This window comes from Streptomyces sp. NPDC002499 (assembly GCF_053595415.1).
The window spans coordinates 284,726-308,412 of record NZ_JBSFXO010000012.1 but is presented as its reverse complement, the minus strand read 5'-3'; the positions used below and the strand labels follow the sequence as shown (position 1 = coordinate 308,412).

Below are 23,687 nucleotides of genomic sequence, written 5' to 3'. Positions count from 1 at the left end.
AGAGCGCCAGGACCAGGGGTGACTCCGAACGGGTCCTGGCGGCTCAGCGCGCCGTCAGGCCGATGATTCGCCACAGCCCGTCGTTGCTGCTGCCGGCGGTGTACGCGTCCCCGGACGCCGCCAGCGAGAAGCTGAAGCTGTTGACCCCGACGAGGTTGGTGACGTGGGACTGGACCCCGGTGACGGGGTTCACGCGCTTCACCTCGTGGACCACCTGGAAGTAGACCAGGCCGTCGGGGCCCACCGAGATCGACGTGGGTTCGTAGGCCTGGGTGACCAGCGTGCGGGTCGTACCGGTGGTCACGTCCGTCTGCAGGATGCGGCCGGTCATCATGTCCGCGGTGTAGGCGAGCCCCGCCTTGTCGAACGCGATGCCGTACGAGAACCCGAGACCCGTGGCCACCACGTGCGCCGCCCCGCCGTCCGGGACCGCGACGATCTCCCCGTTGCCGTCGGTGACATAGGTGGTGGTGCCGACGCGCGTCACGCCGAAGAGCGAGGGCAGGCCGGCGGCCAGGGTACGGCGACTGCCGGTGGCGAGGGAGACCTGCTGAAGCGTGCCCTCGAAGTTGGTGATGTACGCGTTGCCGTCGGCGACGGCCACCCCGCGGAGGTTGCCCAGGCCGGTGGTGATCGTGCTGAGGGCTCCGGTGGCCAGCTCGAGCTTGAGCAGATCGCCTCCGGAGTACGCCAGGTACAACGACCCGGCGTTGTCGGGAGCGATGCCCACCGGGGAACCGGCTCCCGGCGCCACCTGCACACACGCCGTGGACGGGCACTTGACGTCTCCAGTCGCGGCAACGGCCGGAGCGGCGAGGGAGATTGCCGTGCCCGACGCCAGCAACGCGCCGAGAGCGAGCGAGACGCCCAGCGTGCGCGCGCGGCTGCCGAGAGAGAGGGCGGGACGGTCGAGCGGGAAGCGCATCGCGGTCCTGGATCTCATTGTTGAGTTCATCCGTTCCTGTGCGTCGACGATCGGTGGCCCACGGGATCGCCGCGGGCACTGCACTGGCTACGGGCGTGGCCACGAAGAGGTTCACGAGACCGCGACATTACGGGAGTTGGGGGTGTCGGCTCTTTCGGGACAGCCGACACCCCCTTCCCTCTCCCCTGCGGATCAGCGGCGGTATGCGCGGCAGTGGAGGGCGTGCTCGACCGCGGCGGCCATGGCCTGCTGGCCCTGGGCGTTGGGGTGCGCGGGTGCGGCCGGAGCCGTCGCGACCAGAGGTTCGATCCAGCGCTCTCCGGCCGGTCGGCACATGTCGTGTCCCACCGTGGGCGTGTAGGTGTCGACGTAGCCCGCGCCGTTCGCCGACGCCTGGCTCGCGAGCATCGCGTTGAGCTTCTTCTCGGTGTCCCGCAGGTAGGCGAAGTCACCGGCCGCGAGCGGTACGGCGGAACTGGTGCAGCCAACCCCGTCGTCCGGGAACAGGTCCGGATAGCCGACCACCACGACCTTGGCGTAGGGAGCCCGCTCCCGTACGGCGTCCAGCGCGGCGGTGATCCTGGGGGCGATGTCGTTGACCCGCTGCGCCAGCCGGTCGGTGCCGTCGCTCGTGAAGAAGGTCTGGCAGGGGTGGCCCGTCGGGTCCTTGGACGTCAGGCCGGCGCAGGTGGCCAGGTTGTTGGAGAAGCCGAGGTCGTTGCCTCCGATGGTCAGGGTGACCAGGTCGGTGTCCGCGCCGAGTGCGTCGAGCTGCGGCGGCTGCGCACCCTGGGGCCCGGCAAGGGCGGTGGTCGTGGCGCCCGAGCAACTGACGTCGGTCAGCCGCCAGTTCCGTGCCGCCGCGAGGAGCGACGGATAGTTCTGGTCGGACCGCGCGCACGCGGTGTCGACCTGGGTCGGGATGCCGGGGCCGGAGGCGTACGAGTCGCCCAGCGCGACGTAGTCGACGGTGCGTGGGGCGGGTATCGAGGCGCTCGCCGCTGTCGCGCCCGCGGCGGACAGGGCCATCGCACAACTCGCCACGAGGGCGCCGCGCAGCAGGCCGCGCCGGCCGGGGGATCTCTTGGTCTGCTTGTTCAAGACCGTCCATTCGTCGGGCCCCCGAAGGGTGGGGGCATTGTCCTGGCGACACGTCAAACGGCTTACGCATCAAGGAGGTTCGCGTATTGGTTGTGACTGCGTCTGACAAGCCGTTCGCGGTTCTCGCCGCACGCGGTCTACGAGCCGCCGCGTGCCCCGGTTCACTCTTGACCTTGACGCGGCGGCAGCGTTTCTACTCGGGGCAAGGCGGATCAGAGCGATCCCTCCGGAAAGGACACCGGGATGAACACCACCCCTGAGAAGAACCTGGCCCTGCTGCGGTCGGCCTACAAGTCGCTGGAGCTCGGTGAGTTGGACGCGTGCGTGGCGATGCTGACGGAGAACTTCATCGCCAACGTCCCCGGAGTGCCCGACCCGCTGCACGGTCCGGAGGTCTGGCGGCTGGGGGCTCAGGCCATGTGGGAAGGCTTCCCCGACCTGCGGATCAACGTCGAGGACATGTTCGGCGCCGAGGACAAGGTGGCAGTACGGGTCCACTTTCGTGGCACGCACCGAGGCACCTTCCAGGGGGTCGCGGCGACGGACCGTGAGGTCAGTTTCCGCAGCGTCGAGATCTACCGCATCGAAGGCGACAGGATCGCCGAGGAGTGGGTCGCCCCGGACATGATCAGCCTCATGCAGCAGATCTCGCCCGCCCCGGCACACACCACCTGAGATCCGAGCGAGAAGGACAGGTCAGCGGTGCCGGCCCGGGCCGTTCAGTACGCCGGTGAAGCCGGCCAGTACGGACGGGTTGCCGGCCAGCCAGGCCTGGACCCGGTCCGCTCCGATCTCGCCGCTGGGGCCGGACTCGAAGTAGGCGTCCAGCTGGTCCAGCAGGGCGCCCACCGCGCGGCGGGCCAGCGGCTCACGGACTCGGTCGAGTGCCTCGCGGGCGCGGTCCATCCACCGCCGGGCGTCGGTGGCGGCCGAGGGGGTGGGTGGGCCGAACGTCGCCACCGCCACCAGGCCGACGGCGGACATCGCTCGGCGGTCTAGGGGTGCCGTAGGGCTGTCCCAGACGCCGGTGAAGATCGCCTGCGCGTCCGGGAAGCGGCCCGCGTGGAAGGCCAGCGCTCCGCGCAGGATGGCTGCCGCCGCCCGAAGGTCGTCGGCACTCAGGTCGTCGGCGAGCCGGATCACCTCGGAGAGCCGGATCTCCGCCCTCTCGACCGCTCCCTCCGCGATGTCCAGGCACACGTTCCTGAGGGCGGCGTACGCGTACTGGCCGCGCGCGCCGATGGAACGGAGGATGCGGGCCGCCTCGGTCCAGTGCGCGCGGGCGTGATCGCGGAGGCCGGCGCTCTCGTCGGCGTCGCCGAGGAGCGTGAGGGAGCATGCCGTGGCGAAGTCGTCGCCGGAGGCGCGCGCCGACGAGACGGCGGCCCGGCCATGGCCTCGGGCGCCGTCGATGTCGCCGACCTGGAGGCAGTACGTCGTCCAGTTGGTCAGGAGGATCGCTCGCTCCCAGTGGAACTCGGTGCCCGCTAGGCCCTGTTCGGCCCGTACGAAGAGTTCCGCCACGTCGGCCTGCCCCTTCAGCATGGCGTGGAGCGGCTCGTAGCAAGGCCCCAGGACGGCGAGGTCGGGGTTCTTCGCCTGGCGCCAGGCCGTCCTGTACCGGCCGATGAAGTAGCTGCCCTCCGCGTGCCGGCCGATCACGTGGTTGAGCCAGACGAGCCACGCGAGGGCGTAGAAGAGCGCTCGTTCGTCCTCTTCGGTGGGTGCCGCGATCCGTTGTTCGGCCGCGGTGTCGTACGCCCGCAGGCTGCGCCGGAGCCGGTCGATCCCTTCTTCCTCGCGGCCGCTGATGATCCAGTAGCTGCCCCGGCGTGCTTCCAGCCGCAGCGCCTGAGCCGTTCTCGACCGGGCCATCATGAGATCGGAGGCCGCCCGGATGTTGGCGGATTCCGCGGTGTGCCGTCTGTTCCACTCGCCCTGGTCGCCGGGCGCGATCCCGTCCGTGCTCTCGGGTACGGAACTCAGGGCCCAGGCCATGAAGCGTTCCTCCGCCTCGGCCGCCCGTCCTTCCTCCCGGAGCCGGTCCAGCGCGTACTCGCGGACCGTCTCCAGCATCCGCAGCCGGCTCCCGTCGGGCGTCGAGACGGTGAACAGCAGGGATTTGTCGACGAGTTGGGCCAGCACGTGCAGGATCTCGTGGTGGTACGGGCCGGGCAGCGGGATCGCCGTCTCGGCGATGTCGAGGGAGCAGCCGCCGACGTACAGGGCGAGTTCGGTCAGTACCCGCTGCTCGGTGGTGTCCAGGAGGGTGTAGCTCCAGTCGAGGACGGCACGCAGGGTGCGGTGCCGGGCGGGAGCGGTCCGCTTCCCCTTGGCCAGCAGGGCGAAGCGGTTGTCGAGGCGGAGTTCGATCTCGCGTACCGGCAGCAACCGCACGTGCGCGGCGGCGAGTTCGACCGCGAGCGGCAGGCCGTCCAGTCTGCGGCACAGTGAGCGGATGTCGTCCATCGCCGTCTCGTCCGCGGTGAAGGACGGGTCGATCATGACGGCTCGGGTGAGGAAGAGTTCCGCGGCTTCGCCGTCGGGCAGCGGCGCCAGCGGGTACAGCGTCTCGCCGGCGACGGCCAGCGGTGCTCTGCTGGTCGCCAGGACGGTCAGCGCGGGGCACCGGCCGAGCAGGACGGCCACGAGCGGGGCGAGCGCGTCGAGCAGGTGCTCGCAGTTGTCGAGCACAAGGAGCGCCCGGCGTCCGGCGAGGAACGAGGTGAGCCGGTGCACGTAGTCGTGCGGGGGCTGGTCGGGGCGGACCGACGCGTCCGAGAGGCCCAGGGCCGCGGCGATCGCCGGGAGGACGCCCACGCCTTCGGCTGCGGCCAGATCGACCCACCACACACCGTCGTACGAAGGCTCCGTCAGCACGCAGGCCTCGAGGACGAGGCGGGTCTTGCCGACACCGCCCGGTCCTACGACGGTGACCAGCCGCTCGCGGTCGAGGACCGCACGCAGTCGGTCGAGTTCCGCGCCGCGTCCGACGAACGGGCCGAGCGGGTGGTCCGGGCCGCCTTCGGCGGGCGTCGGGCGGGAGTCGGCGGGCGTCGCGTGGGAATCGGGGGGCGCCGGGGACAACCGTACGGAGTCCGAGGTCGCCGTACCGGGGCGCGGGTCGGCTGTCAGCAACTCCGCGTGCAGGGACCGCAGTTCGGGTGACGGGTCGACGCCCAGCTCGGATCTCAGCAGTCTGCAGCCCGCTTCGTAGACGTCCAGCGCCTCGGCGTGGCGTCCGCAGCGGTGGAGCGCGAGCATCAGGCGGGCCCGGGAGCGCTCGCGCAGGGGTGCGGCGGAGACGAGCGCGGTCAGTTCGGGGATCAGTTCCTCCGCGCGGCCGAGTTCGAGGCCCGCGGCGCCGGCGTCCTCCTGTGCGCTGCGGCGCAGTTCCTCGAGGCGCAGCCGCTCGGCGTCGAAGACCCGGCCCTTCAGGCCGTCCAGCGCGCGGCCCTGCCACAGCTCGAGTCCCCGGCGGAGAACGTCCTCCGCCCGCCGGTGCGACCCGGCCGCCAGGTGTTCGCGACCGTCGTGGACCGCCGCCTCGAAACGGACCGTGTCGAGTTCGTCGTCCGGTCCCAGGGCGAAGCGGTATCCGCCGTGCCGCGACTGGAGCCGCCCCTCCTGGCCGCGGGTCGCGAGTGCCGCGCGCAGCTTGGCCACCTGGACCTGGAGCGCGTTGACCGGGTCCTTGGCGTCGCGGTCCTCCCAGAGCTCGTCGATGAGGGTGTCGCGGCGCACGACCGCTCCGCCGGCCAGCAGCAGCCGGCCGACGATCGCCCGGGAGACGGCGCCCGGCAGCGCGATGGCACCGCTCCCGTCGGCCAGCTCCAGGCGGCCGAGCAGTCGGAGGTGCAGGGCGTCATCGTTCATGCGTCAGCCTTCATCAGCGGTTCCGATGTTCGAATCCCGGGTCTCCGAACCTGCCCGTGACCGTACGAGGAGGGGTGTGGTTACCGGCAAGGCACATTGGTACCCGTTGGGTACTTTTGCCGTATGACGAAGACATCGGGCCTCTGCGACGACCCCAAGAGCGTCTACTCGGCCGCCTGCCCCTGCCGCGACATGCTGGACCTGCTCGCCAACAAGTGGAGCGCTCTCGCACTGGGCGCGCTGGAGGAAGGGCCCCAGCGCTTCGGAGCACTGCGCGGCCGGTTGCAGGGCGTGAGCCCCAAGGTGCTCACCCAGACGCTGCGCCGCCTGGAGGACTACGGCCTGGTCGACCGGCAGATCTACGCGGAAGTGCCGCCGCGCGTGGAGTACAGCCTGACCCCGCTCGGCAAGGACGCCTGCGCGCCGCTCTCCCATCTGCGCACCTGGGTGGAGCAGAACATCGACCGGTTCCCGGAATCCGCCTGACCCCTCGACATCCTGGACTCCTTTCGGTGACCTCACCTCAATAGTTCCCATTGGGAAGTAGGCTCCCTTGATGGTTACTACCTCCTGATAGGTACCGTGCGAGTCGTGGCCGCCGGTCCTCGTCGGCCCACCGCATCTGTCGAGGAGACCCCCATGAGTGAGACCTGGAAGACGACGACCATGCCCGCCGTCGCCTACCGCAAGAGCCTGCCGATCGACGACACCGAGAGCCTGGTCGACGTCGAACTGCCCGTGCCCCAGCCGGGTCCGCACGATCTGCTGGTCCAGGTGGAGGCCATCGCGGTCAACCCCGTCGACTACAAGATCCGGCAGAACAACGACCCGGGCGGCGAGCCCAAGGTGCTCGGCTGGGACGCCGCAGGGCGGGTCGTCGCGGTCGGTGCGGAAGTGGAGCTGTTCGAGGTCGGCGACGAGGTCTTCTACGCCGGCGCGCTCGACCGGCCGGGCACCAACTCCCGCTTCCACGCGGTCGATGAGCGCATCGTCGGCCACAAGCCCCGCACGCTCTCCTTCGCCGAGGCGGCGGCGCTGCCGCTGACCTCCCTCACCGCCTGGGAGGGCCTGTTCGAGCGGCTCGGTCTGCGCGAGGGCGCTTCGGCCGAGACCGGCACCCTGCTGGTGACCGCGGCGGCGGGCGGCGTCGGGGCCATGGTGGCTCAACTGGCCCGCGCCCTCACCGGTCTGACCGTGATCGGCACCGCCTCCCGCCCGGAGACCGTCGAGTTCGCGCGTCGGATGGGCGTGACGCACGTGGTCGACCACCATCGCCCGCTGCCGGCGCAGGTGGCCGAGGTGGCGCCCGGCGGGGTGGACCACATCTTCGGCACCGCGGGCACGGACCGGAACCTCGGCGCGTACGCCGACATGCTCAAGCCGTTCGGGCAGTTGCTCGCCATCGACGACTTCGGTCCCGTGGAGATCGGCCTGCTGAAGGCGAAGAGCATCTCCTTTCACTGGGAACTCATGTTCACGCGCTCGCTGTTCCACACCCCGGACGAGGTGACGCAGCACCACATCCTCGACCGGATCGCCCAGCTCGTGGACGAGGGTGCCCTGCGGACCACGGCCACCCAGGACCTCGGCACGATCAACGCGGCCCATCTGCGCGAGGCGCACCGGATCCTGGAGTCCGGCAGCACCATCGGCAAGGTGACGCTCACCGGATTCTGAGCCTTTCGTGAACCTCCTTGTTCTGCGCGCCGTCTACAGACCGGAAGAAGAACAGGCCTTCTCGTAACCATGGAAACGTGACGAGCATGCGATTGACGAGGTTCACGCCGGAGCAGCGAATGGGTCATCTGCTCCGCTGGGCAGCCGAATGGGACGGAACGAGGCGAGGGCGGAGCATGTGGGCGTACTCCCTGAGTCTGGGAGGCTCGCACGCCCTGCTGAATGACTGGGTCAACAACGAGAGACTCATGAATCTGCTGACCCAGGAGGAAAGGAACATGGTGGACGCGGCGCGCCGGCGGGCGAATCGGCGCGAGCCCGCTGCGAATCGTGGAGCGCGCTAGCGACGTATACGCGTCCGCCGTTTTCCGCATTCGCCGTCCCTCGGAATCGGATCGTCGCTCCACGGGGCGCGCGCACGGCGTGTACCCCTCACGGGGTGTAGCCCCCTCACGGGGTGTAGCCCCGTTCGACCAGGGCGGCGCGCAGGGCCTTGAGGGCCAGATGGGTCCGGGACTTGACCGTGCCCGGCGGTATGCCCAGTGCTTTCGCCGTCCGGGCCACGGACCGGTCCAGGAACTCGACGTGGACGAGGATCTCGCGGTGCTGCAACGTCAGGTCCCCCAAAGCCTCGCGCACCAGCTTCCTGGTGAGGGCCGGGTCCATGGACTCCGGACCGGGCATGTCGTTCAGCGCGGTGTCGACCGTCTCCGGCGGACGGGCCTTGCGGGCGCGGTAGCCGTCGATGACGAGGTTGCGGACGACCGTGATGAGCCACGGCCGGATGCCCTCGGCGTCGGGATCGAGGATGTCGGCGTTCTGCCAGGCACGCAGGACGGCCTCCTGGACCAGGTCCTGGGCCTGATGGCTGTCGCCCAGGAGCAGTCCGGTGGTCACTCTCAGCAGGAACACCCCGTGCTTGTCGTAGACGGCACGGATGAACGCGTCGTCGCGCCCCCTGCCACACGTCCCGCCGGCCAGGTCCGCCTCGGTGTCCCGGACTCCTGTGCTGTGCCTCATCGCCACGTTCCCCCGGTGAGCCGTGGATCGAGGCACGGCGCACTCACTCGTTGAAAGCTGAACGGGGAAACCTTCGGGGGGACCTCTTGCGGACCGCTTGATGTCCGCTTGCCCTTCCCGCGTCCGCGAGGACAGGCGCAGGAAAGGCAGCGGAAAGGGCGCTGTTCAACCGTGGTCGGACAGCCGTGTTCACCCTTGGTCGGGGACCTGGGCCCGGGCCGCTCGGACCGCTGTCTCCCGCAGGTCGGCGAGCCTGCCGGACCAGTCGCCCAGCAAGTCCTCGTCCGGCAGTCCGCGGACCGCGGCGAGCGTGGTGCGGATCCCGTCCACGTCACCCGCGCAGACCGGGCACTCCCGTACGTGTCTGTCGACGCGCACGGTCTCAGCGGGGTCGAGGGCCGCCATGGCGTAGGCGGCCAGTGCGGTTGTCTCCTGCTCGCATGTCACCGTGCGGCCTCCTGGAATCAGGTCGGTGTCCCGACGGCTCGGCGTGGTGCTGTTCCGGAGCGATCGCTCCCGCGCAGCCCGTGGCGTCCGGGGTGAACACGGATCCGTCGATCCGGTCGGCCAGTTCGGTGACGGCGTCCTCTCCGAGATCGGTCCACCCCTGGTACTGGGTCATGGTGCTGTGCCTTTCGTCGGCGAGGGCCACGTGGGAAGCGGACGGCCACGTGAGAAGTGAAGGAAACGGCTCCTCGGCACGACCGGGTGCCGTCCGATGGCTGCTACGGCGCACACCCCGAAGAGGTTCACGATCCGCCGGCCGGGGCGGTTCAGCAGAAGGCGGCCAGTACCGAAGGGCTGCCCGCGAGCCAGTCACGCACCTGGTCCGTCCCGCCCCGCCCGTACGCCCCTGCCCCGTCCGCCCCTGACCGGTGGTGGGCGTCCAGCCGGTCCAGCAGCACGCCCACCGCGTGCCGGGCGAGCGGCTCCAGCAGTCCGGTGTGCGTCTGACGGGCCCGGATGATCCACGCCTGCGCGTCGGCCGAGGCGGTGGGGGTCGACGGGTCGAACGTCGCCAGGACCGCCAGGCCGACCGCGGAGACCGCTCTGCGGTCGGACGGCGCCCCCGGGCAGCTCCAGACCCCGCTGAAGATCCGCTCCGCGTCCGCGAAGCGGCCGTCGTGGAACGCCAGCATTCCGCGCAGATTGGCCACGGCGGACTGGAGGTCGTCCGCGCTCACTTCGTCCGCGAGCCGGCTCACGTCCGCCAACCGCCGCTCGGCCAGGGTGGATTCGCCCTCGGCGAGGTCCAGGCAGGCCAGCCTGAGCACGGCGTACGCCCAACGGGTGCGCGCCCCGACGGCATGGAGGATCCCGGCCGCCTCGGTCCACTGCGCGCGGGCCCGGGCGCGGAGCCCGTCACTCTCGTCCGCGTCGCCGCAGAGGGTGAGGGAGAAGACCCGGGCGAAGTCGTCGTCGGCCGCGCGTGAGGCCGCCACGGCGATCAGGCCGTGCCGGCGGGCCCCTTCGGTGTCGCCGCGTTGCAGGCAGTAGGTGGACCAGTTCGTCTGCAGGACCGCCCGGTCCCAGTGGAGTTCGGTACCGACCACGGCCTCCTCCGCCGCGGCGAAGAGGTCCTCCACGTCGTCGCGCCCGTTGAGCATCGCGTGCAGTGCGTCGTAGCAGAGGCCCAGGACCGCGAGGTCGGGGTTCTTCGCGTGCTGCCAGGCCGCCTTGTGCCGGGCCGCGAAGGAACCGGCTTCGGCGTGATGTCCGGCGACGTGATGGAGCCAGGTGAGCCAGGCGATCGTGTGGAACAGCGCCCACTCGTCCTCCTCGGTGGGCTCCGCGGTCCGCTGTCCTGCCGTCGCCTCGTACGCCCGCAGGCTGCGGCGGAGGCGGTCGATGCCCTCTTCCTCGCGGCCGCTGATGAACCAGAAGTAGCCCAGCCGAGCCTCGAGCAGCAGGGCCTCGGCCTCCCTGGACCTGGTCGGCATCACGTCCGCCGCCGCCCTGATGTTGGCGGACTCCTCGGTGAGCCGCCTGGCCCACTCCTTCTGGTCGCGGGACGAGATGCCCGCACTGCCGTCCTGGACGAAGCGCGCGGCCCACGTCATGAGGCGCTCTTCGGCCGCCGGCGCCCAGCCCTCCTCGCGGAGCCGGGCGAGCGCGTACGCGCGGACCGTCTCCAGCATCCGCAGCCGGGGCCCGTTGGGCGTGGAGACGAGGACGAGGAGGGACTTGTCGACCAACTGCCCCAGTACGTGCAGCAGTTCGGCACTGTCCGCCCCGGGCAGCGGGGCCACCGCTTCGACGAGGTCGAGGGTGACGCCGCCTACGTAGAGGGCCAGTTCCGTCAGCAGTCGCTGCTCGGTGGTGTCGAGGAGGGCGTAGCTCCAGTCGAGGACGGCGCGCAGGGTGCGGTGTCTGGCCGGTGCAGTGCGCTCTCCCTTGGTCAGCAGGGTGAAGCGGTTGTCGAGGCGGGCCTCGATCTGCCGGACGGACAGCAACCGGACGTGCGCGGCGGCGAGTTCGACCGCCAGCGGCAGCCCGTCGAGCCTGCGGCACAGGGAGCGGATGTCGCGCAGCGCCGCCTCGTCCGGGGCGAAGGACGGGTCGATCATCGCGGCACGGGCGCCGAACAGGTCCGCGGCCTCGTCGTCCGGCATCGGCGCCAAGGGGTAGAGCACCTCGGCGGGGACCTCCAGTGGTGATCTGCTGGTGGTCAGGACGGTCAGTGCGGGGCACCGGCCCAGCAGGGTCGCCACGAGCGGGGCGACGGCGTCGAGCAGGTGCTCGCAGTTGTCGAGCGCGAGCACGGCCGGCCGTCCGGCCAGGAACGAGGTGAGGCGGTGCACGTAGTCGTGCGGGGGCTGGTCGGGGCGGACGGAGGTGTCGGACAGGCCGAGCGCGGAGGCGACCACCGCGAGGACGTTCGCGTCGTCGGCCGTAGCCAGGTCTACCCACCAGACTTTGCCGCGGGAGGGCGGGACCAGCGCGCAGACCTCCAGCGCCAGACGCGTCTTGCCGACGCCACCCGGTCCCAGTACGGTCACCAGCCGCTCGCGGTCGACGACTTCGCGCAGCGCGTCGAGCTCCTTGCGCCTGCCGACGAACGGGCCGAGCGGTCGGATCGGATCGCCCTCGCCGGGTGTCGGCCGGACATCGGTGCGCGTCGAGGACAGGCGGTACGAGGCTGAAGCCGGCCCCCGTAGGGACGGCTCGTGGCGGATCATCGCCGCGTGCAGGGAGCGCAGCTCCGGCGACGGGACGACCCCCAGTTCGGACTTCAGCAGCCGTCGGCCCGTCTCGTAGACCTCCAGGGCCTCCGCGAACCGCCCGCACTGGTACAGCGCGAGCATCAGACGGGCCCGGGACCGCTCGCGCAAGGGCGCGAGGGACACCAGGGCCTTCAGCTCGGGGACCAGCTCCCCCGCACGCCCGAGTTCGAGGCCCGCGGTGGCCGCGTCCTCCAGAGCGCCCAGCCGCAGATCCTCAAGACGCGCCCGCTCGGTCTCGAAGACCCGCCGCTCCAGGCCGTCCAGGGCGCGGCCGCGCCACAGCGACAGCCCCAACCGCAGCCGGCTCTCGGCCTTTTCGTACTCCGCCGCCGCGAGGTGCTCCCGGCCTTCCCGGACCGCGGTCTCGAAGGCGGGCACATCGACCTCGTCCTCCGGTCCCAGCACGATCCGGTACCCGCCGTGGCCGAACAGCAGGCGGGCGTCCTCGCCCCGCGCCGCGAAGGCGGCGCGCACCTTGGCCATCTGGACCTGCAGCGCGTTGACCGGGTCCTTCGCCTCGCGCTCCTCCCACAGTTCACCGATGAGGGTGTCGCGCCGCACGACCGTCCCGTGGGCGAGCAGCAGCCGTCCCACGATCGCCCGGGACATGGCGCCGGGAAGGGTGACCGCGCCCTCGCCGTTCACCAACTCCAGGCGGCCGAGCAGTCGAAAACGCATGCCCGTCATCATGCCGTGGGCACCCGAACGCCCCCAGGGGCTTGTCGGCGCGTCGCGGCTCATGACCGGGACCGGCCCCCCGCACAAAAGGGCATACCCGAGGGTCACTTGGGTTCCCTCACAGGTGCCCCTGCGGCCCTTGGTCGGGATGCCGTGCCGCGGTTGTGTGGAACCGACCTCTGAAAGCGGAGCTGATGAACCTGTCGTGGAGCTGATGAACCTGTCGACCGGCGCCAGACGCTTGCAGAGTCGGGCCTCCTTGGCAACCCTCGCGTGCGCGATCGCCCTTGTGTCCGGGCCGAGTTACGCGGTGCCCGGCGAGCCCGGCCCGCGGGACGACAAGACGATCGAGGGCATCCACGACGAGCTGAACGGCCTCTACCGCGCGGCGGAGGTGGCCACCGAGGCGTACAACACCGCGGACGTGAAGGCCACCGAGCAGGAGAAGCGGCTGAAGTCGCTCCGCAAGGACCTGGCCCGTACCGAGGACCGGGTGGACGATCTGCACGACCTCGCGGGAGCGGCGGCCCGGACGCAATACCACGGGGGTGATCTCGCCGCCACGGGCATCCAGTTGCTGCTCGGCGACCATCCCGACGAGGCCCTGGACGAGGCGTCCCAGGCCCGCCAGGCCATGCGGAACCTGATCACGGTCTCCGAGTCGCAGAAGACCGCCCGCACGGAGCTGAGCCGGCAGACCGACGCCGCCGCCAAGGAGCTGCGGGAGCTGAACAACACCCGTGCGGACAAGGCCGAGTCGAAGCAGAAGATCGAGGGGAAGATCGCGCAGGCCGAGCAGATCGAGGCGGGGCTCCGGAAGGAACAGACCCGCAAGCTGGCCCAGTTGGAGAAGGAGCAGGCGCAGGAGGCCAAGTCCCGCTGGACCGGCTCCGGTTCGGGCGGCGGCACCTCGACCGGGACCGGCTCGGGCGGCAACACGCAGGTGAGCGGAGCGGCCGGGCGGGCCGTCGCCTTCGCGAAGGCGCAGTTGGGCAAGCCGTACGTGTGGGGCGCGGTGGGCCCCTCGTCGTACGACTGCTCGGGGCTCACCTCCACGGCATGGGCGGCGGCCGGGCACCCCATCCCCCGTACCTCGCAGGCCCAGTGGCAGGGACTGACCCGCGTCCCCCTGGCCTCCGCCCGGCCAGGGGACCTGATCATCTACTACGACGCCACGCACGTGGGCATGTACATCGGGAACGGGCAGATCGTCCACGCCCCGCGGCCCGGGCGCACGGTCACGATCGCGCCGGCCGCCTCCATGCCCATCGTCGGTGTCGTCCGACCCGGAGCCTGAGCCGATGAACCACGCGCTGACACCTCGCGACGAGGGGCACAACCTGCCCGCGCTCGCCGCACACCCGCTGATCCGTCTCGACGCCTACGTGGCCGAGGACGGGTCGACGGTGGTCAACGGCCATCTGCTGGAGATGGCCGGCATGCGGCAGCCCAACGAGGCGATCCTCGACGCGATCGCCATGTTCGCCCGCACCCTGCGGGCCCCGGTGGCGGCCACCGTCATCGACCGCACCGTGCAGCAGGTGGCGCGCCTGCGGGTGTACCCCGACGGTTCGAGCCGGACCATCGCCGACGAGGAGGACCTGCCGCCCGGGCGTGAGCGGACCGCCGCGGAGGAGGAGGCGTTCCCGCCGCTCGCCCGCGTCGAGCGCATCCTTCAGCACGCCCAGCGCGAGGAGCTGCACGCCGCGTTCGTCCTCGCCAGCGCCCTTCGGGAACACCTCACCCTGCGCCGGGGAGCGGAGGACGAACTCTCCCTGGAGGCACGGGCGATCGAGGCGTACCTCGCCTATCTGCGCGGCGACTACATGCTCTCCACCGTCCTCGCGCTGACCGTCGCCCGCATCCGCTGCCGTACCGACCTGACCCGGGCGGCACCCGAGGTGGCCCGCGCCACCGCCGCCTGGCAGCGGCTGCTGGACGAGGGCCAAGTGGCCACCCGGGGCTCGGAGTTGCTGCACATGTGGGAGCGGCTGTCGGCGGCGGACCTGCTGGTGGAACCGTCCCACCAGGCCCTGGCCCAGGCCGTCCGGAGCCGACTCGCACGGGGCGACCGGTCCGTACCGACCTCGTCCTCGGCACCGGCCCTGACTGCGGGCGGCGGTCCCGTCGCCCCCGAGGACAAGCCCCTCAAGCCCGCGCGACGAGGACTGCGCCGGTTCACCCGACGCCCCGGGCGGCCCGCCGGGTCATGACGGGCGAACGGCCCGGTCAGCCGCGGGCCATCGCGATGGAGCCCGCGAGCCGCTCCCCCGCTTCGTAAATCATGTACGGCACTCCCCCGTCGGTGCCGAACGACGGGGCGGCGGACCGGCCGTTCTCGGGGGCGCCGCTGCGGGAGTTGTAGAAGACCCCGAGGTGGCCGCGCTTGCTGAAGTCGTTGCCCACCTCCGTGATCATCAGGTCGCCGCCGCTCTCCTTGTCCTTGTTGTAGACGACGTACGTGCTGTTGTTGCGGTACAGCAGGTGCGGCCCGCCGACGTTGACGGCGCCGACGTCGGTGTGGCGGATCAGGGGCTGCTGGTCGTAGGTCCAGGTGCGTCCGTCGGCCGACCAACCCCAGTGGATGTCACGGTGGTTGGTGGTGTTGTTCAGCATGAAGACCATGACGTAGTGGGCACCGCGCGAGGGCAGCTCGTGCGGGAAGACCCGGGCGTACGACGTCTCGGTGGTGCCGCTCGGCAGCATCGACGTGGACAGGACGACCTTGTCGTAGGTGAAGTTGATGCCGTCCTTGGAGCGGGCCAGGCGCGTGGTCGTGTTCTCGCCGTGGAAGTACAGCCACAGCTCCTTCGTGCTCGCGTGCCACATGACGTGCGGGGAGGCGACGTGGCTGACGGAGTAGTGGGGCTGCCAACTGTTGGCGACGATCGGGTTGTTCGGGTACTCGGTGAACGGCCCTTCCAGGGAGTTGCCGTAGGCCAGGCAGATCCCGCCGGGCGCGTCGTGCGGCCCGTAGTACAGGTAGTAGCGGCCGAGAGGGGCGCTCAGCTTGTCGTAAACACCCCTGACACACGGGAAGATGATCTCGCCGGTCGGGTTGTACTTCAGCTGCGACGGGGTGAGCAGGGTGCGGACGTAGGTGTAGTCGGGGAATCCGCCGGGGGCGGCGGACGCGGCCGGGGCGGAGAGGCCGCCGACGGTGACGGCGGCGCCGGTGGCGGCCGTGGCGCGCAGGAACAGGCGTCGGTCGAAACGCGGTTGAGGCATGGTCGGCTCCAAGGGGGTGGAGGTCGGTCCAAGAGGGGTGACAGAAAGACGGTGAAGGTCAGAGATAGGTGGCCGCGGTGACGCACAGCCCGCCCAGGGCGACGGCCCACACGTACGGGAGGGTGCGCACCATGACCTGCTGCGGGGAGACTCCGGCGTACTGGGCGGCCCAGACCGTCTGCGTGCTGGTGGGGTCGGCGACGCCGAAGACCTGGTTGTACGAGGTGGCCATGCCGAGGACGACGGCGGCCGGGTAGATGCCCGTGGCGATCAGGACGCCGGCGATCCCGGCGCCGAGCCCGAAGACGTTCAGCGGTCCGCGGTAGAGGCAGAGCGGCACGAGCAGGGTGAAGACGAGGACGAACACCACGGCGTTGTGCGGGCTGACCGCCTTCATCAGCGGCTCCAACGCGTCGACGGCGCCGGGCAGTTTGACCGCCGCCAGCAGGATGCCGATGGCGATGAACAGGGCGATCGGCGGGGCGGCCACCTCGAACGCGCCGTACAGGGTGCGCAGCAGCCGCTTGTTCATCTCGCGCGGTCCCGTGGTGGTGACCAGGGCGTACAGCACACCCGCCAACAGGGAGGGAATGATGGCGAGTTCGAAGCCCAGGGCGAGGATCAGGGGCACGGCGGGGGTGAGCAGCGCGTACCAGGGAGCGTCACCGAGCCGCTTGCGGCGACTCGTCGAACTCGGCTTGTCCTGCACGGACTTGAGGGACCAGGTGTGTTCCACGCCGCGTCGGCGGGACTCGACGAGGACGTAGAGGACGGCGGCGACCAGGGCGAAGGGGAACAGCTTCACCATGAAGCCGCGCACGGTCGGTACGGGCAGGTCCAGGGCCGTGGAGAAGAACTGCCACAGGGGCAGTTCGAAGGGGATGCCCACGGCGATGCCCATGAGGACGGTCCCGGCGGCGGTCACCTTCGGGATGCCGACCGCAATCATGGCCGGGATGCCGATGAGCCCGGCGAGCATCGCGGCCGGTGCCGATCCGGTGACGGTACCGACCAGCGCGGACACGGCCAGCACGCCGAGGGCCACGACGACCGGGCGGTCACCGCCGAACTCGACGATCTTGCGGACGATGGTGCCCGCGATGCCCGTCTCCTCGAGGAGCTTGCCGAGCCAGGAACCCAGCACGATCGCGATCATCGTGGCGGCCAGGGTGGGCGCGCCCTCCTGGAGGACGGTGTCCAGCACGCTGTTCTTGCCGGTCAGGGGTGCGCCGGCGAGGAAGGCGATGGCGACGGCGAGGATGACGAGCGCGAAGGCCGTGGGCAGTTTGCGGGTGAGCATGGCGGCGACTCCGGCCGCCATGACGAGCAGGATGACGACACCCATGGGTCACCTCTGTCTTCCGGGTGTGTCCACCGCGGCGGCGAGCGCGGCGGTGAGCAGGAGGGGGCTGCGACCCAGGCCGCAGACGGTACGGGCGTAGGCGTGCGCGGCGAGTTCGTCGGCACCGGCCACATGGCCGAGGACCCGGTGGCGGCCCAGTCGCAGGGCGGTGTGTCCGAGCGCCTCCTTGAGCGCGGCCCGCGTCTCCCTGCGGTGCAGCAGGGCGTGTGCGCTCTCGTGGGCGAGGGCCGCGGCGCGCACGGATCCGGCGGGATACCAGGAGCGCCAGCCGAGTTCGTCGATCAGCGTCTCGGCCCGGTCGATGGTGTCGGTGTAGAGCTCGACGGTGGCGGGCCGCGAGGTGTAGCGCGCGAGCAGCAACTGGCCGAGCCCGTCGGCACGTTCCACGATCCGGGCGCGGCACGGCGGCCCGGGGGCGAGTGCGGCGCCGAACGCGTCGGCGGCCAGGGCCCATCGGCGCAGTTCGGCGGTGGTGCGGTTCTCGTGGGTGGGCGTGGTCGCCAACAGCCGTACGGCGAGGGCCAGATCGTCCGTCGCCGGATCGACGGCGGAAGCGGCGGCGGCCACGATGGCAGCCACGGCGGCCGAACCGGCAGGGCCGCTCATGACCGCACTTCCACCACGGCGACCACCGGTTCGTCCAGGGCGCGGTCCCGCATCTCGCTGCGGGCCAGCGCGAGCAGGGGCTGCGGGTCGAGGACACCGGAGAGGTCGGCGATGCGGGAGCCGAGCAGGAGCCGCAGCGCGGGGGCTCGGACGCCGCCGTCGCCGTAGGACGTGCCCTCGCGCACGAGGTGGGCGAGGAGTTCGGGCGCGGCGCCCACGGTGGTGGCGGTCACGCTCGCGTCCGAGGCGTGCAGGCGTACGACACCGTCGGCGTCGACGACCCGTACGGGACGCCGGACGGAGCGCAGCCGACGGCGTACCTCGGTGCCGTAGACCGTGTGGGCGGGTGTCTCGGCGAGGACGCGGACCTCGGCGGGGTCGGTCTTGAGGCTGGTGGCGGCCGCGGTGAGGCGTTCGGTGTCGTCGGCGCTGTGCGAGCGGTCCTGGGTACGCAGTTCCGTGGCGCCGGTGGCCGTGGCGCGCACGGTGCTCGTCTGCGGGTCGACGGTCACCTCGACCTCGACGCCGTCGGGCGCGGCGCCCTGGGCGACGACCGCCCGCTCGGCCTCGGCCCGGACGGCGAGGATCTGTTCCTGCCCTGCGCCCGGGATGATCCGTTCGATCTGTTCCCGCACCAGCGCGAGGGCCACGCCGATGGGGCTGATGACCTCGCTGTGCCGGGCGATCGTGCCGCTCATGCCGGTGAGCGCGGCCAGGTGCGGGGTGACGGAGGCCGCCCCGCCGCCACCGCCGACGAGGACCGCCGTGTCCGGGTCGAGGCGGTAGTCGCGGACGAGCGAGTCCACGATCTCCCGCACGCGGGCGACGCCGGCGTCGAGGACACGGGCGGCCGCGGTCGGCACATCCACGCCCGACTCGGCGGCGAGCGGCGCGAGCGCGGCCCTCGCCACTTCCGGGTCGCAGCGAGCGAAGTCCCCGTCGGGGACCCGGCCGAGCGCGTTGGCGGCGCACGTCATGGTGAGCGCGAACCGTCCGCCCGCCGCGTCCAACACCACGTAGTCGTCGGGGTCGTCCGGCATCGGCCGCACGGTGGCGAGGGTCGCGTCCCGCAGGTCGTCGAGGTCGGCGAAGCAGGCGTAGGGCAGTCCCGCGATGTGGGCGCTGCGCGGACCCACGGCGGTGACGCGGCCCTGGGTGACACGGACCATCGAGCCGCCGCCGACGCCGACCGTGCGCACGTCGAGCGCGTTGAGGTACGACGTCCTGCCGAGCATCGTGGCGTGGCGGACGGCGACCTTGCCGCGCCGGACGACGCTGATGTCGGTGGAGGTGCCGCCGGTCTCGAGGAAGACGCCCTCGCTGATCCGTTCCTGCATGAGGGCGCCGGCGACTCCGGCGGCCGGTCCGGACAGGACGGTGAGCAGCGGGCGCCGGCGCATCTCGTCCAGGGCCATGACCCCGCCGTCGCAGCGCATGACCATCAGCGGTGCGGCGACGCCGGCCTTGGTGATGGACGCGTCGACGAGGTCGGCGGTGGCGAGCATGCGCGGCAGGATGGCCGCGTTGACGACCGCGGTGCGGGTCCGCTTGTGCAGTCCGTACAGCGAGGTGATCTCGTGTGCGGCCGTCATCGGCAGGCCTGCGGACCGGGCGGCTTCGAGCACGGCCTGCTCGCCCTCGGGCCGGTCGACGGCGAACGGCTCGGTGGCGACGAGGACTTGGGCGCCCGCGGCCGTCAACTCCGCGACCGCGGCGTGTACGGCCGCCGGGTCGTCCGGGTCGGCGACATGGGCGTAGGCGAGCGGCAGCCGTTTGCCGGGGGCGAGTTCGAGTCTGCCGAGCGCGGCGAGCCGGCGGGTGAGGACGGCGCCGGGTCCGGTGCCGATGCCGATCAGGCCGACGGTGGCGACATCGCCCTCCAGCAGGGCGTTGGTGGCCTGGGTCGTGCCGTGCGCGAGGAACGCGATGTCGCCGGGGGCCCGTTCGACCTCGCGCAGCAGCCGGTCCAGGGCTTCGACGATGCCGTGGGCGACTCCGTCCTCGTGGTGGTGGCTGGTGGGGACCTTGACCTGTCCCAGCAGCCGCAGGGTCGTGGCGTCCACGGCCACGGCGTCGGTAAAGGTTCCGCCCACGTCGATGCCGACGCGGATCCGGTCGGTGGTCATGTCTGGAGCACCTCCTTGTGCTGTGTCGCTCGTGCGCGGGCGGTCGCCCCGACGCGGTCAGTAGCCGCGTACGTCGGGCCAGTGGCGCTGCACTCCGGCGCGGTCGAGGAGCCGCGCGAACTCCTCGAACCGCTTGTCCTCGGCCTGCACTTGGTGCGGTTCGAGGTCCTCGGCCAGGCAGTGGGCGGCGAGCGCGCCGGCGACCTCGCCGATGTTCCACTCCACCGGGTGGAGCCGGTAACAGCCGTTGGTGATGTGGGTCGTTCCGATGTTCTTGCCGGCGGGCAGCAGATTGCGGACCCGCCGGGGCACCAGCGCCCCGAGCGGGATCTCGAAGGGCACCGACCCGATGTCGATGTAGGAGTCGCCCCCGGTCGAGGGGTGCAGGTCGATGCGATAACTGCCGATGCCCACGGAGTCGCGGTACTTGGTGCCCCCGTACGGGCCCACCAGGTCGATCGCCACATCGCGTTCGGTGACGGTGGTGACGGCCTTGATACGGCGGGACTCGCGGACGTACGGCGCCTTCGCCAGGCCGTCCGCGGTACCGGTCACGTCGGGACGCGGCCGGAGACCGGGGAAGCCGGTGCCGCCGTCGGGGCGGGGTGCCTCGGTCTGGAGCCAGTACAGGACCGACAGCGACAACTGCCGTGCCTCGGCGACGGCTTGGGCTCCCGTCTCCGCGCCAGCTCCGATCAGCGGCTTCAACCAGTAGTCGTTGAGGGGCCAGTTGACAAGCGTGATGTCGGAGTCGAAGGCGCCGGGACTGTGCAGCTTGCGGGCCAGGATGCGGCGGAAGCCCCACAGTTCCTTGTCGCCGGCGTCGGCGCTCTGGTCGGCGCTCACGGCGAGCGGGTCGAGGTCGGGATTGGGGACGAAGGTGCGCGGGACGGGTTCCAGCGAACGCGGGTCGGGCGCCTGGAAGCCGAGCAGCGGGCCGGGCCAGAAGTCGGGCCGGTACGCCCGCCAGAAGTCGTAGTCTTCCGGGCGGGCAACGGTGTGGTCCTCGCCCTCGTGGTGGGAGAGCGCGAAGCACACGGTGATGCCCTGCTGGTTGAGCGGCTCGGCCCGGTCCGGGGCGTGCGGCTCGTCGAACTCGGACCGCGCCTCGGCGCCGCAGACATGCTCGACACCCGCCAGTTCCAGGAATTCGCCCGTCTCGGTGGCGTCGATGACATAGCGGGCCGGGACGGTGACGCGGCGGCCGTCGGGGCGGTGTTCCAGCGTGACGGACCGTACGACATCGTTGTCGGCCTCGGCCGCGACGGGCCGGTGCTCGGTGAGGACGGTCAGGCGTCCGGCCGCCCGGTGGGGCGCGAGCATGGCCTCGAGGACGGCCAGCGCCACGCGCGGCTCGTGGCAGAGCTTGCTCACCCGTCCGGCACCCGGGTTGAGGTCGGTGAGCGCGAGCGCCTCCGCCCGCAGCGGGTACCACTGCCGGTAGAACTGCCTGATGCCCTCGCGCAGTTGACGGTACGAGGCCGTCGTCCCGAACTGCTCGACCCACGGGTGCTCGTCGGGCGGCACGGCCTGCGAGGTGAGCTGTCCGCCGACCCAGTCGGTCTCCTCGGTGAGCACGACGCTGCGTCCGGCCCGGCAGGCGGCGAGTGCGGCGGCCACACCGCCAAGGCCACCGCCCACGATGAGGATGTCGGCTTCCGGTATCACGCTTCTCCTTGCTGGTAGTTGTCGTCCCCGGAGGATGCGGTCGTACGGTGATCGGTCGCCGTGATCAGTGCTGCTCCGGCGGCCTGCCCGAGGTGTCACCGGGCCGGAACACACAGGCGACCAGGGGCTCTTCGGCCTCCTCCCCGGCGACCCGGGCGGCGAGCAGCCGGACCGCCGCGGCGCCCAACTCGGGCCGAGGGATGTCGAATCCGGTGGCCCGCGGGCCGGCGAGGAGATCGCCGGGCGGACTGCCGAGCAGGGCGAGCGACAGGTCGTCGGGGCAGCTGAGGCCGGCCTCCTCGACGGCCCCGCACAGGGCACGCCAGGCGGCCCCGGTGTCGGTCTCCTCGGCGACGAACGCGGTGACGCCCTCGGTCAGCCACTGGCGCAGTCGCTCGGGGCTGAGGTCACGCACGGGGTCGGCCGAGCGGAAGACGGCCTCGGGCCCGCCGTCGAGCCCGGCCGCCAACAGCCCTTCCAGGAAGCCCTGTTGCCGGTCCGTCGAGGCCGGGGCGTCGTCGTCCTCGCGGACCAGCACGATCCGCCGGTGCCCCAGGGCCGCCAGATGGCCGACGACCTCGGCGCTCGCGCTGACGTAGTCGGCGCCCACCCACGGCAGCCCTTCGAGTTCGTCGCGCCGCCCGAGGTGCACGACCGGGAAGCCGTCGGCGACCATCCGCTTCAACTCCGCGACCGGAGCGTGCCTACCGAGGAAGAGACAGCCGTCGGCGAGCCGCACCCTGCTCAGCGCGTCGGGCCGGGACGCCCCGGCGCCGCCGGAACTCGACCCCGTGAAGAGCACCAGGTCGTAGCCGCGCGCGGCGGCCTCCTGCTCCACGCCGATGAGGAAGGGGTAGTACGAGTGCTGCACGTCGGTGGGGAAGGTGGCCGTGAAGCTGAAGACGCCGAGCAGGTTGTTGCGGGCCGCGGCCAGCCGCTGCGCGGCGGGGTCCGGTACGTAGCCGAGGCTGCGGGCCGCGTCGAGCACCCGCTGCCGGGTCTCGTCCGAGATCGTCGCGCCCGTGGTCTTGTCCGACAGCACGAGCGACACCGTGGCCTGGGAGACCCCGGCCAGCCGGGCCACCTCGGCCTGCCGCGGCCGGGGCGTGCGGCCCGCTGCCGCGGGGGTACGACCGCGCCGGGACCGCTTCTTGGGCTGCTCCACCATGCTCCTCACCTGACCGGACACGACCGGTGTGCGGGCCGTTCATGCGTATCATTAATGCGTATTAGTTATGCGTATGAATGAGTACTGTGGGCGCTCCTCCGCCGTCGGTCAAGACTTCTGACAGGACTTCGTGCCGGAGTGCGGGTGAAGCCGGACCGTGGGGGTCAGGTGGGGATGTCCATGCGCTGTGTGCCGATGACCTTGAGCAGTTGCAGGGTCCGGTAGGCGCGGGAGTCGGGTTCGGCGGTGAAGATGACGAGCTGCTGGTCCTGACCTGGCACGGTCAGGACGTCGAAGTCCAGGTCGATCGGGCCGACTTGGGGGTGCTGGACCCGCTGGTGGTTGTGGTGTTCGATGCGCAGCTCGTGGGAGTTCCACAGAGCCGCGAAGTCCTCGCTGCCGGCCAGCAACTCCTCGATGAGGGCGCGGAGTTCGTCGTTGTCCGGGTACCGGGCGGAGGCGACGCGCAGATAGCTGACGGCGGCGGTCACGAACCGGTGGGGTCGGGTCATGCCGTAGGCGTGCCGCTCGGGGTGCAGGAAGTAGCGCCGGATGACGTTGCGGTCCGGGCCGGTGAGTGCGGAGAAGTCCTCGAACAGGGCGGCCGCCAGGGGATTCCAGGCCAGTACCCGGCAGGTGTTGTCGAGCACGAGGGCGCCGGCGTCGGTCAGCCGCTCCAGCAGGTTCAGCGTGCCGGGGTCCACCTCGCGGGAGGGTCCCTGGGCGGCCTCGGGCGCGGCCTCGCCGGCGAGCCGGAAGAGGTGGGTGCGCTCCTGGTCGGACAGGCGCAGCGCACGGGCGATGCCGGTCAGGACGGCGTGCGAGGGATGGCGCCCGCGGGCCTGTTCCAGCCGGCTGTAGTGGTCCACGGAGATGTGCGCGAGCTGCGCGACCTCCTCGCGGCGCAGCCCGGGAGTGCGCCGCCTGGGCCCGTGCGGCAGGCCGACGTCCTCAGGGCGTACGCGTTCCCGCTTGCCGCGCAGGAACTCCGCGAGGGCGTGCTTGTCCATGGTCACCACGGTACGGC

The 23,687-nt window shown here is 71.4% G+C and carries 18 protein-coding genes; 5 read left to right on the top strand and 13 right to left on the bottom strand.

Going from position 1 to position 23,687, the window contains the following annotated elements; translation table 11 throughout:
• Positions 1-43 precede the first annotated feature (43 nt).
• Together ACWD5F_RS32880 and ACWD5F_RS32875 are read right to left on the bottom strand one after the other, a co-directional pair.
• Complete coding sequence (locus tag ACWD5F_RS32880) at positions 44-943, bottom strand: hypothetical protein (protein WP_451259967.1); 900 nt, start codon at positions 941-943, stop codon at positions 44-46.
• A gap of 174 nt (positions 944-1,117) precedes the next feature.
• The gene (locus ACWD5F_RS32875) at positions 1,118-1,954 is read right to left on the bottom strand and encodes an SGNH/GDSL hydrolase family protein (protein ID WP_451260124.1); all 837 of its coding nucleotides are present in this window, start codon (positions 1,952-1,954) and stop codon (positions 1,118-1,120) included.
• Positions 1,955-2,269: 315 nt separating this feature from the next.
• Between ACWD5F_RS32875 and ACWD5F_RS32870 the strand changes: the two genes are divergently transcribed.
• Positions 2,270-2,701: an ester cyclase gene (locus ACWD5F_RS32870; RefSeq protein WP_451259965.1), complete on the top strand. Its 432-nt coding sequence runs from the start codon at positions 2,270-2,272 to the stop codon at positions 2,699-2,701.
• Between the two features lie 21 nt (positions 2,702-2,722).
• On the opposite strand, the gene ACWD5F_RS32865 is transcribed toward ACWD5F_RS32870, so the two are convergent.
• Entirely contained in the window at positions 2,723-5,902 is a 3,180-nt protein-coding gene (locus tag ACWD5F_RS32865) for an AfsR/SARP family transcriptional regulator (protein WP_451259963.1), read from the bottom strand.
• Positions 5,903-6,094: 192 nt separating this feature from the next.
• Here ACWD5F_RS32865 and ACWD5F_RS32860 point away from each other — a divergent pair, with 192 nt between their 5' ends.
• Complete coding sequence (locus ACWD5F_RS32860) at positions 6,095-6,388, top strand: winged helix-turn-helix transcriptional regulator (protein ID WP_221297790.1); 294 nt, start codon at positions 6,095-6,097, stop codon at positions 6,386-6,388.
• 153 nt (positions 6,389-6,541) lie between these two features.
• Entirely contained in the window at positions 6,542-7,579 is a 1,038-nt protein-coding gene (locus tag ACWD5F_RS32855) for a zinc-binding alcohol dehydrogenase family protein (RefSeq protein ID WP_451259961.1), read from the top strand.
• 450 nt (positions 7,580-8,029) lie between these two features.
• Here the strand turns inward: ACWD5F_RS32855 and ACWD5F_RS32850 are convergent, their stop codons facing one another.
• From ACWD5F_RS32850 to ACWD5F_RS32840, 3 genes are all read right to left on the bottom strand, one after another.
• The gene (locus tag ACWD5F_RS32850) at positions 8,030-8,599 is read right to left on the bottom strand and encodes a sigma-70 family RNA polymerase sigma factor (RefSeq protein ID WP_451259959.1); all 570 of its coding nucleotides are present in this window, start codon (positions 8,597-8,599) and stop codon (positions 8,030-8,032) included.
• A gap of 189 nt (positions 8,600-8,788) precedes the next feature.
• Positions 8,789-9,046 carry a zf-HC2 domain-containing protein gene (locus ACWD5F_RS32845; protein WP_451259957.1) on the bottom strand — a complete coding sequence of 86 codons (258 nt, stop codon included), beginning with the start codon at positions 9,044-9,046 and terminating at the stop codon, positions 8,789-8,791.
• 326 nt (positions 9,047-9,372) lie between these two features.
• Positions 9,373-12,501 (bottom strand): AfsR/SARP family transcriptional regulator, encoded by a 3,129-nt coding sequence (locus ACWD5F_RS32840; RefSeq protein ID WP_451259955.1) that lies wholly within the window; start codon positions 12,499-12,501, stop codon positions 9,373-9,375.
• A gap of 214 nt (positions 12,502-12,715) precedes the next feature.
• Here ACWD5F_RS32840 and ACWD5F_RS32835 point away from each other — a divergent pair, with 214 nt between their 5' ends.
• Positions 12,716-13,798, top strand: a complete 1,083-nt coding sequence (locus ACWD5F_RS32835; protein ID WP_451259953.1) for an NlpC/P60 family protein — start codon at positions 12,716-12,718, stop codon at positions 13,796-13,798.
• 4 nt (positions 13,799-13,802) lie between these two features.
• Positions 13,803-14,714 (top strand): hypothetical protein, encoded by a 912-nt coding sequence (locus tag ACWD5F_RS32830; RefSeq protein ID WP_451259951.1) that lies wholly within the window; start codon positions 13,803-13,805, stop codon positions 14,712-14,714.
• 16 nt (positions 14,715-14,730) lie between these two features.
• Here ACWD5F_RS32830 and ACWD5F_RS32825 read toward each other — a convergent pair whose 3' ends face one another.
• From ACWD5F_RS32825 to ACWD5F_RS32795, 7 genes are all read right to left on the bottom strand, one after another.
• Positions 14,731-15,729 carry a glycoside hydrolase family protein gene (locus tag ACWD5F_RS32825; protein WP_401726066.1) on the bottom strand — a complete coding sequence of 333 codons (999 nt, stop codon included), beginning with the start codon at positions 15,727-15,729 and terminating at the stop codon, positions 14,731-14,733.
• A 58-nt stretch (positions 15,730-15,787) separates the two neighbouring features.
• Positions 15,788-17,074 (bottom strand): TRAP transporter large permease subunit, encoded by a 1,287-nt coding sequence (locus ACWD5F_RS32820; protein WP_451259949.1) that lies wholly within the window; start codon positions 17,072-17,074, stop codon positions 15,788-15,790.
• A 3-nt stretch (positions 17,075-17,077) separates the two neighbouring features.
• Positions 17,078-17,698: a hypothetical protein gene (locus ACWD5F_RS32815; protein WP_451259947.1), complete on the bottom strand. Its 621-nt coding sequence runs from the start codon at positions 17,696-17,698 to the stop codon at positions 17,078-17,080.
• The gene (locus ACWD5F_RS32810; RefSeq protein ID WP_451259945.1) at positions 17,695-19,824 is read right to left on the bottom strand and encodes a hydantoinase/oxoprolinase family protein; all 2,130 of its coding nucleotides are present in this window, start codon (positions 19,822-19,824) and stop codon (positions 17,695-17,697) included. Before ACWD5F_RS32810 ends, ACWD5F_RS32815 begins: the two co-directional genes overlap by 4 nt.
• A gap of 57 nt (positions 19,825-19,881) precedes the next feature.
• Positions 19,882-21,492, bottom strand: coding sequence for an FAD-dependent oxidoreductase (locus ACWD5F_RS32805; RefSeq protein ID WP_451259943.1), 1,611 nt, complete (start codon positions 21,490-21,492; stop codon positions 19,882-19,884).
• A 64-nt stretch (positions 21,493-21,556) separates the two neighbouring features.
• On the bottom strand, positions 21,557-22,660 hold the full coding sequence (locus ACWD5F_RS32800) for a LacI family DNA-binding transcriptional regulator (RefSeq protein WP_451259941.1): 1,104 nt from the start codon (positions 22,658-22,660) through the stop codon (positions 21,557-21,559).
• A gap of 164 nt (positions 22,661-22,824) precedes the next feature.
• Complete coding sequence (locus tag ACWD5F_RS32795; RefSeq protein WP_451259940.1) at positions 22,825-23,670, bottom strand: helix-turn-helix transcriptional regulator; 846 nt, start codon at positions 23,668-23,670, stop codon at positions 22,825-22,827.
• Positions 23,671-23,687: the final 17 nt, after the last annotated feature.

Excerpts from the sequence above, each read along its gene's own strand:
- ACWD5F_RS32875 (WP_451260124.1), bottom strand. The coding sequence starts at position 1,954 with ATGGCCCTGTCCGCCGCGGGCGCGACAGCGGCGAGCGCCTCGATACCC.
- ACWD5F_RS32810 (WP_451259945.1), bottom strand. The coding sequence starts at position 19,824 with ATGACCACCGACCGGATCCGCGTCGGCATCGACGTGGGCGGAACCTTT.
- ACWD5F_RS32795 (WP_451259940.1), bottom strand. The coding sequence starts at position 23,670 with ATGGACAAGCACGCCCTCGCGGAGTTCCTGCGCGGCAAGCGGGAACGC.
- ACWD5F_RS32870 (WP_451259965.1), top strand. The coding sequence starts at position 2,270 with ATGAACACCACCCCTGAGAAGAACCTGGCCCTGCTGCGGTCGGCCTAC.
- ACWD5F_RS32880 (WP_451259967.1), bottom strand. The coding sequence starts at position 943 with ATGAGATCCAGGACCGCGATGCGCTTCCCGCTCGACCGTCCCGCCCTC.
- ACWD5F_RS32825 (WP_401726066.1), bottom strand. The coding sequence starts at position 15,729 with ATGCCTCAACCGCGTTTCGACCGACGCCTGTTCCTGCGCGCCACGGCC.
- ACWD5F_RS32820 (WP_451259949.1), bottom strand. The coding sequence starts at position 17,074 with ATGGGTGTCGTCATCCTGCTCGTCATGGCGGCCGGAGTCGCCGCCATG.
- ACWD5F_RS32800 (WP_451259941.1), bottom strand. The coding sequence starts at position 22,660 with ATGGTGGAGCAGCCCAAGAAGCGGTCCCGGCGCGGTCGTACCCCCGCG.
- ACWD5F_RS32855 (WP_451259961.1), top strand. The coding sequence starts at position 6,542 with ATGAGTGAGACCTGGAAGACGACGACCATGCCCGCCGTCGCCTACCGC.
- ACWD5F_RS32840 (WP_451259955.1), bottom strand. The coding sequence starts at position 12,501 with ATGCGTTTTCGACTGCTCGGCCGCCTGGAGTTGGTGAACGGCGAGGGC.
- ACWD5F_RS32830 (WP_451259951.1), top strand. The coding sequence starts at position 13,803 with ATGAACCACGCGCTGACACCTCGCGACGAGGGGCACAACCTGCCCGCG.
- ACWD5F_RS32835 (WP_451259953.1), top strand. The coding sequence starts at position 12,716 with ATGAACCTGTCGACCGGCGCCAGACGCTTGCAGAGTCGGGCCTCCTTG.
- ACWD5F_RS32860 (WP_221297790.1), top strand. The coding sequence starts at position 6,095 with ATGCTGGACCTGCTCGCCAACAAGTGGAGCGCTCTCGCACTGGGCGCG.
- ACWD5F_RS32865 (WP_451259963.1), bottom strand. The coding sequence starts at position 5,902 with ATGAACGATGACGCCCTGCACCTCCGACTGCTCGGCCGCCTGGAGCTG.
- ACWD5F_RS32850 (WP_451259959.1), bottom strand. The coding sequence starts at position 8,599 with ATGAGGCACAGCACAGGAGTCCGGGACACCGAGGCGGACCTGGCCGGC.
- ACWD5F_RS32815 (WP_451259947.1), bottom strand. The coding sequence starts at position 17,698 with ATGAGCGGCCCTGCCGGTTCGGCCGCCGTGGCTGCCATCGTGGCCGCC.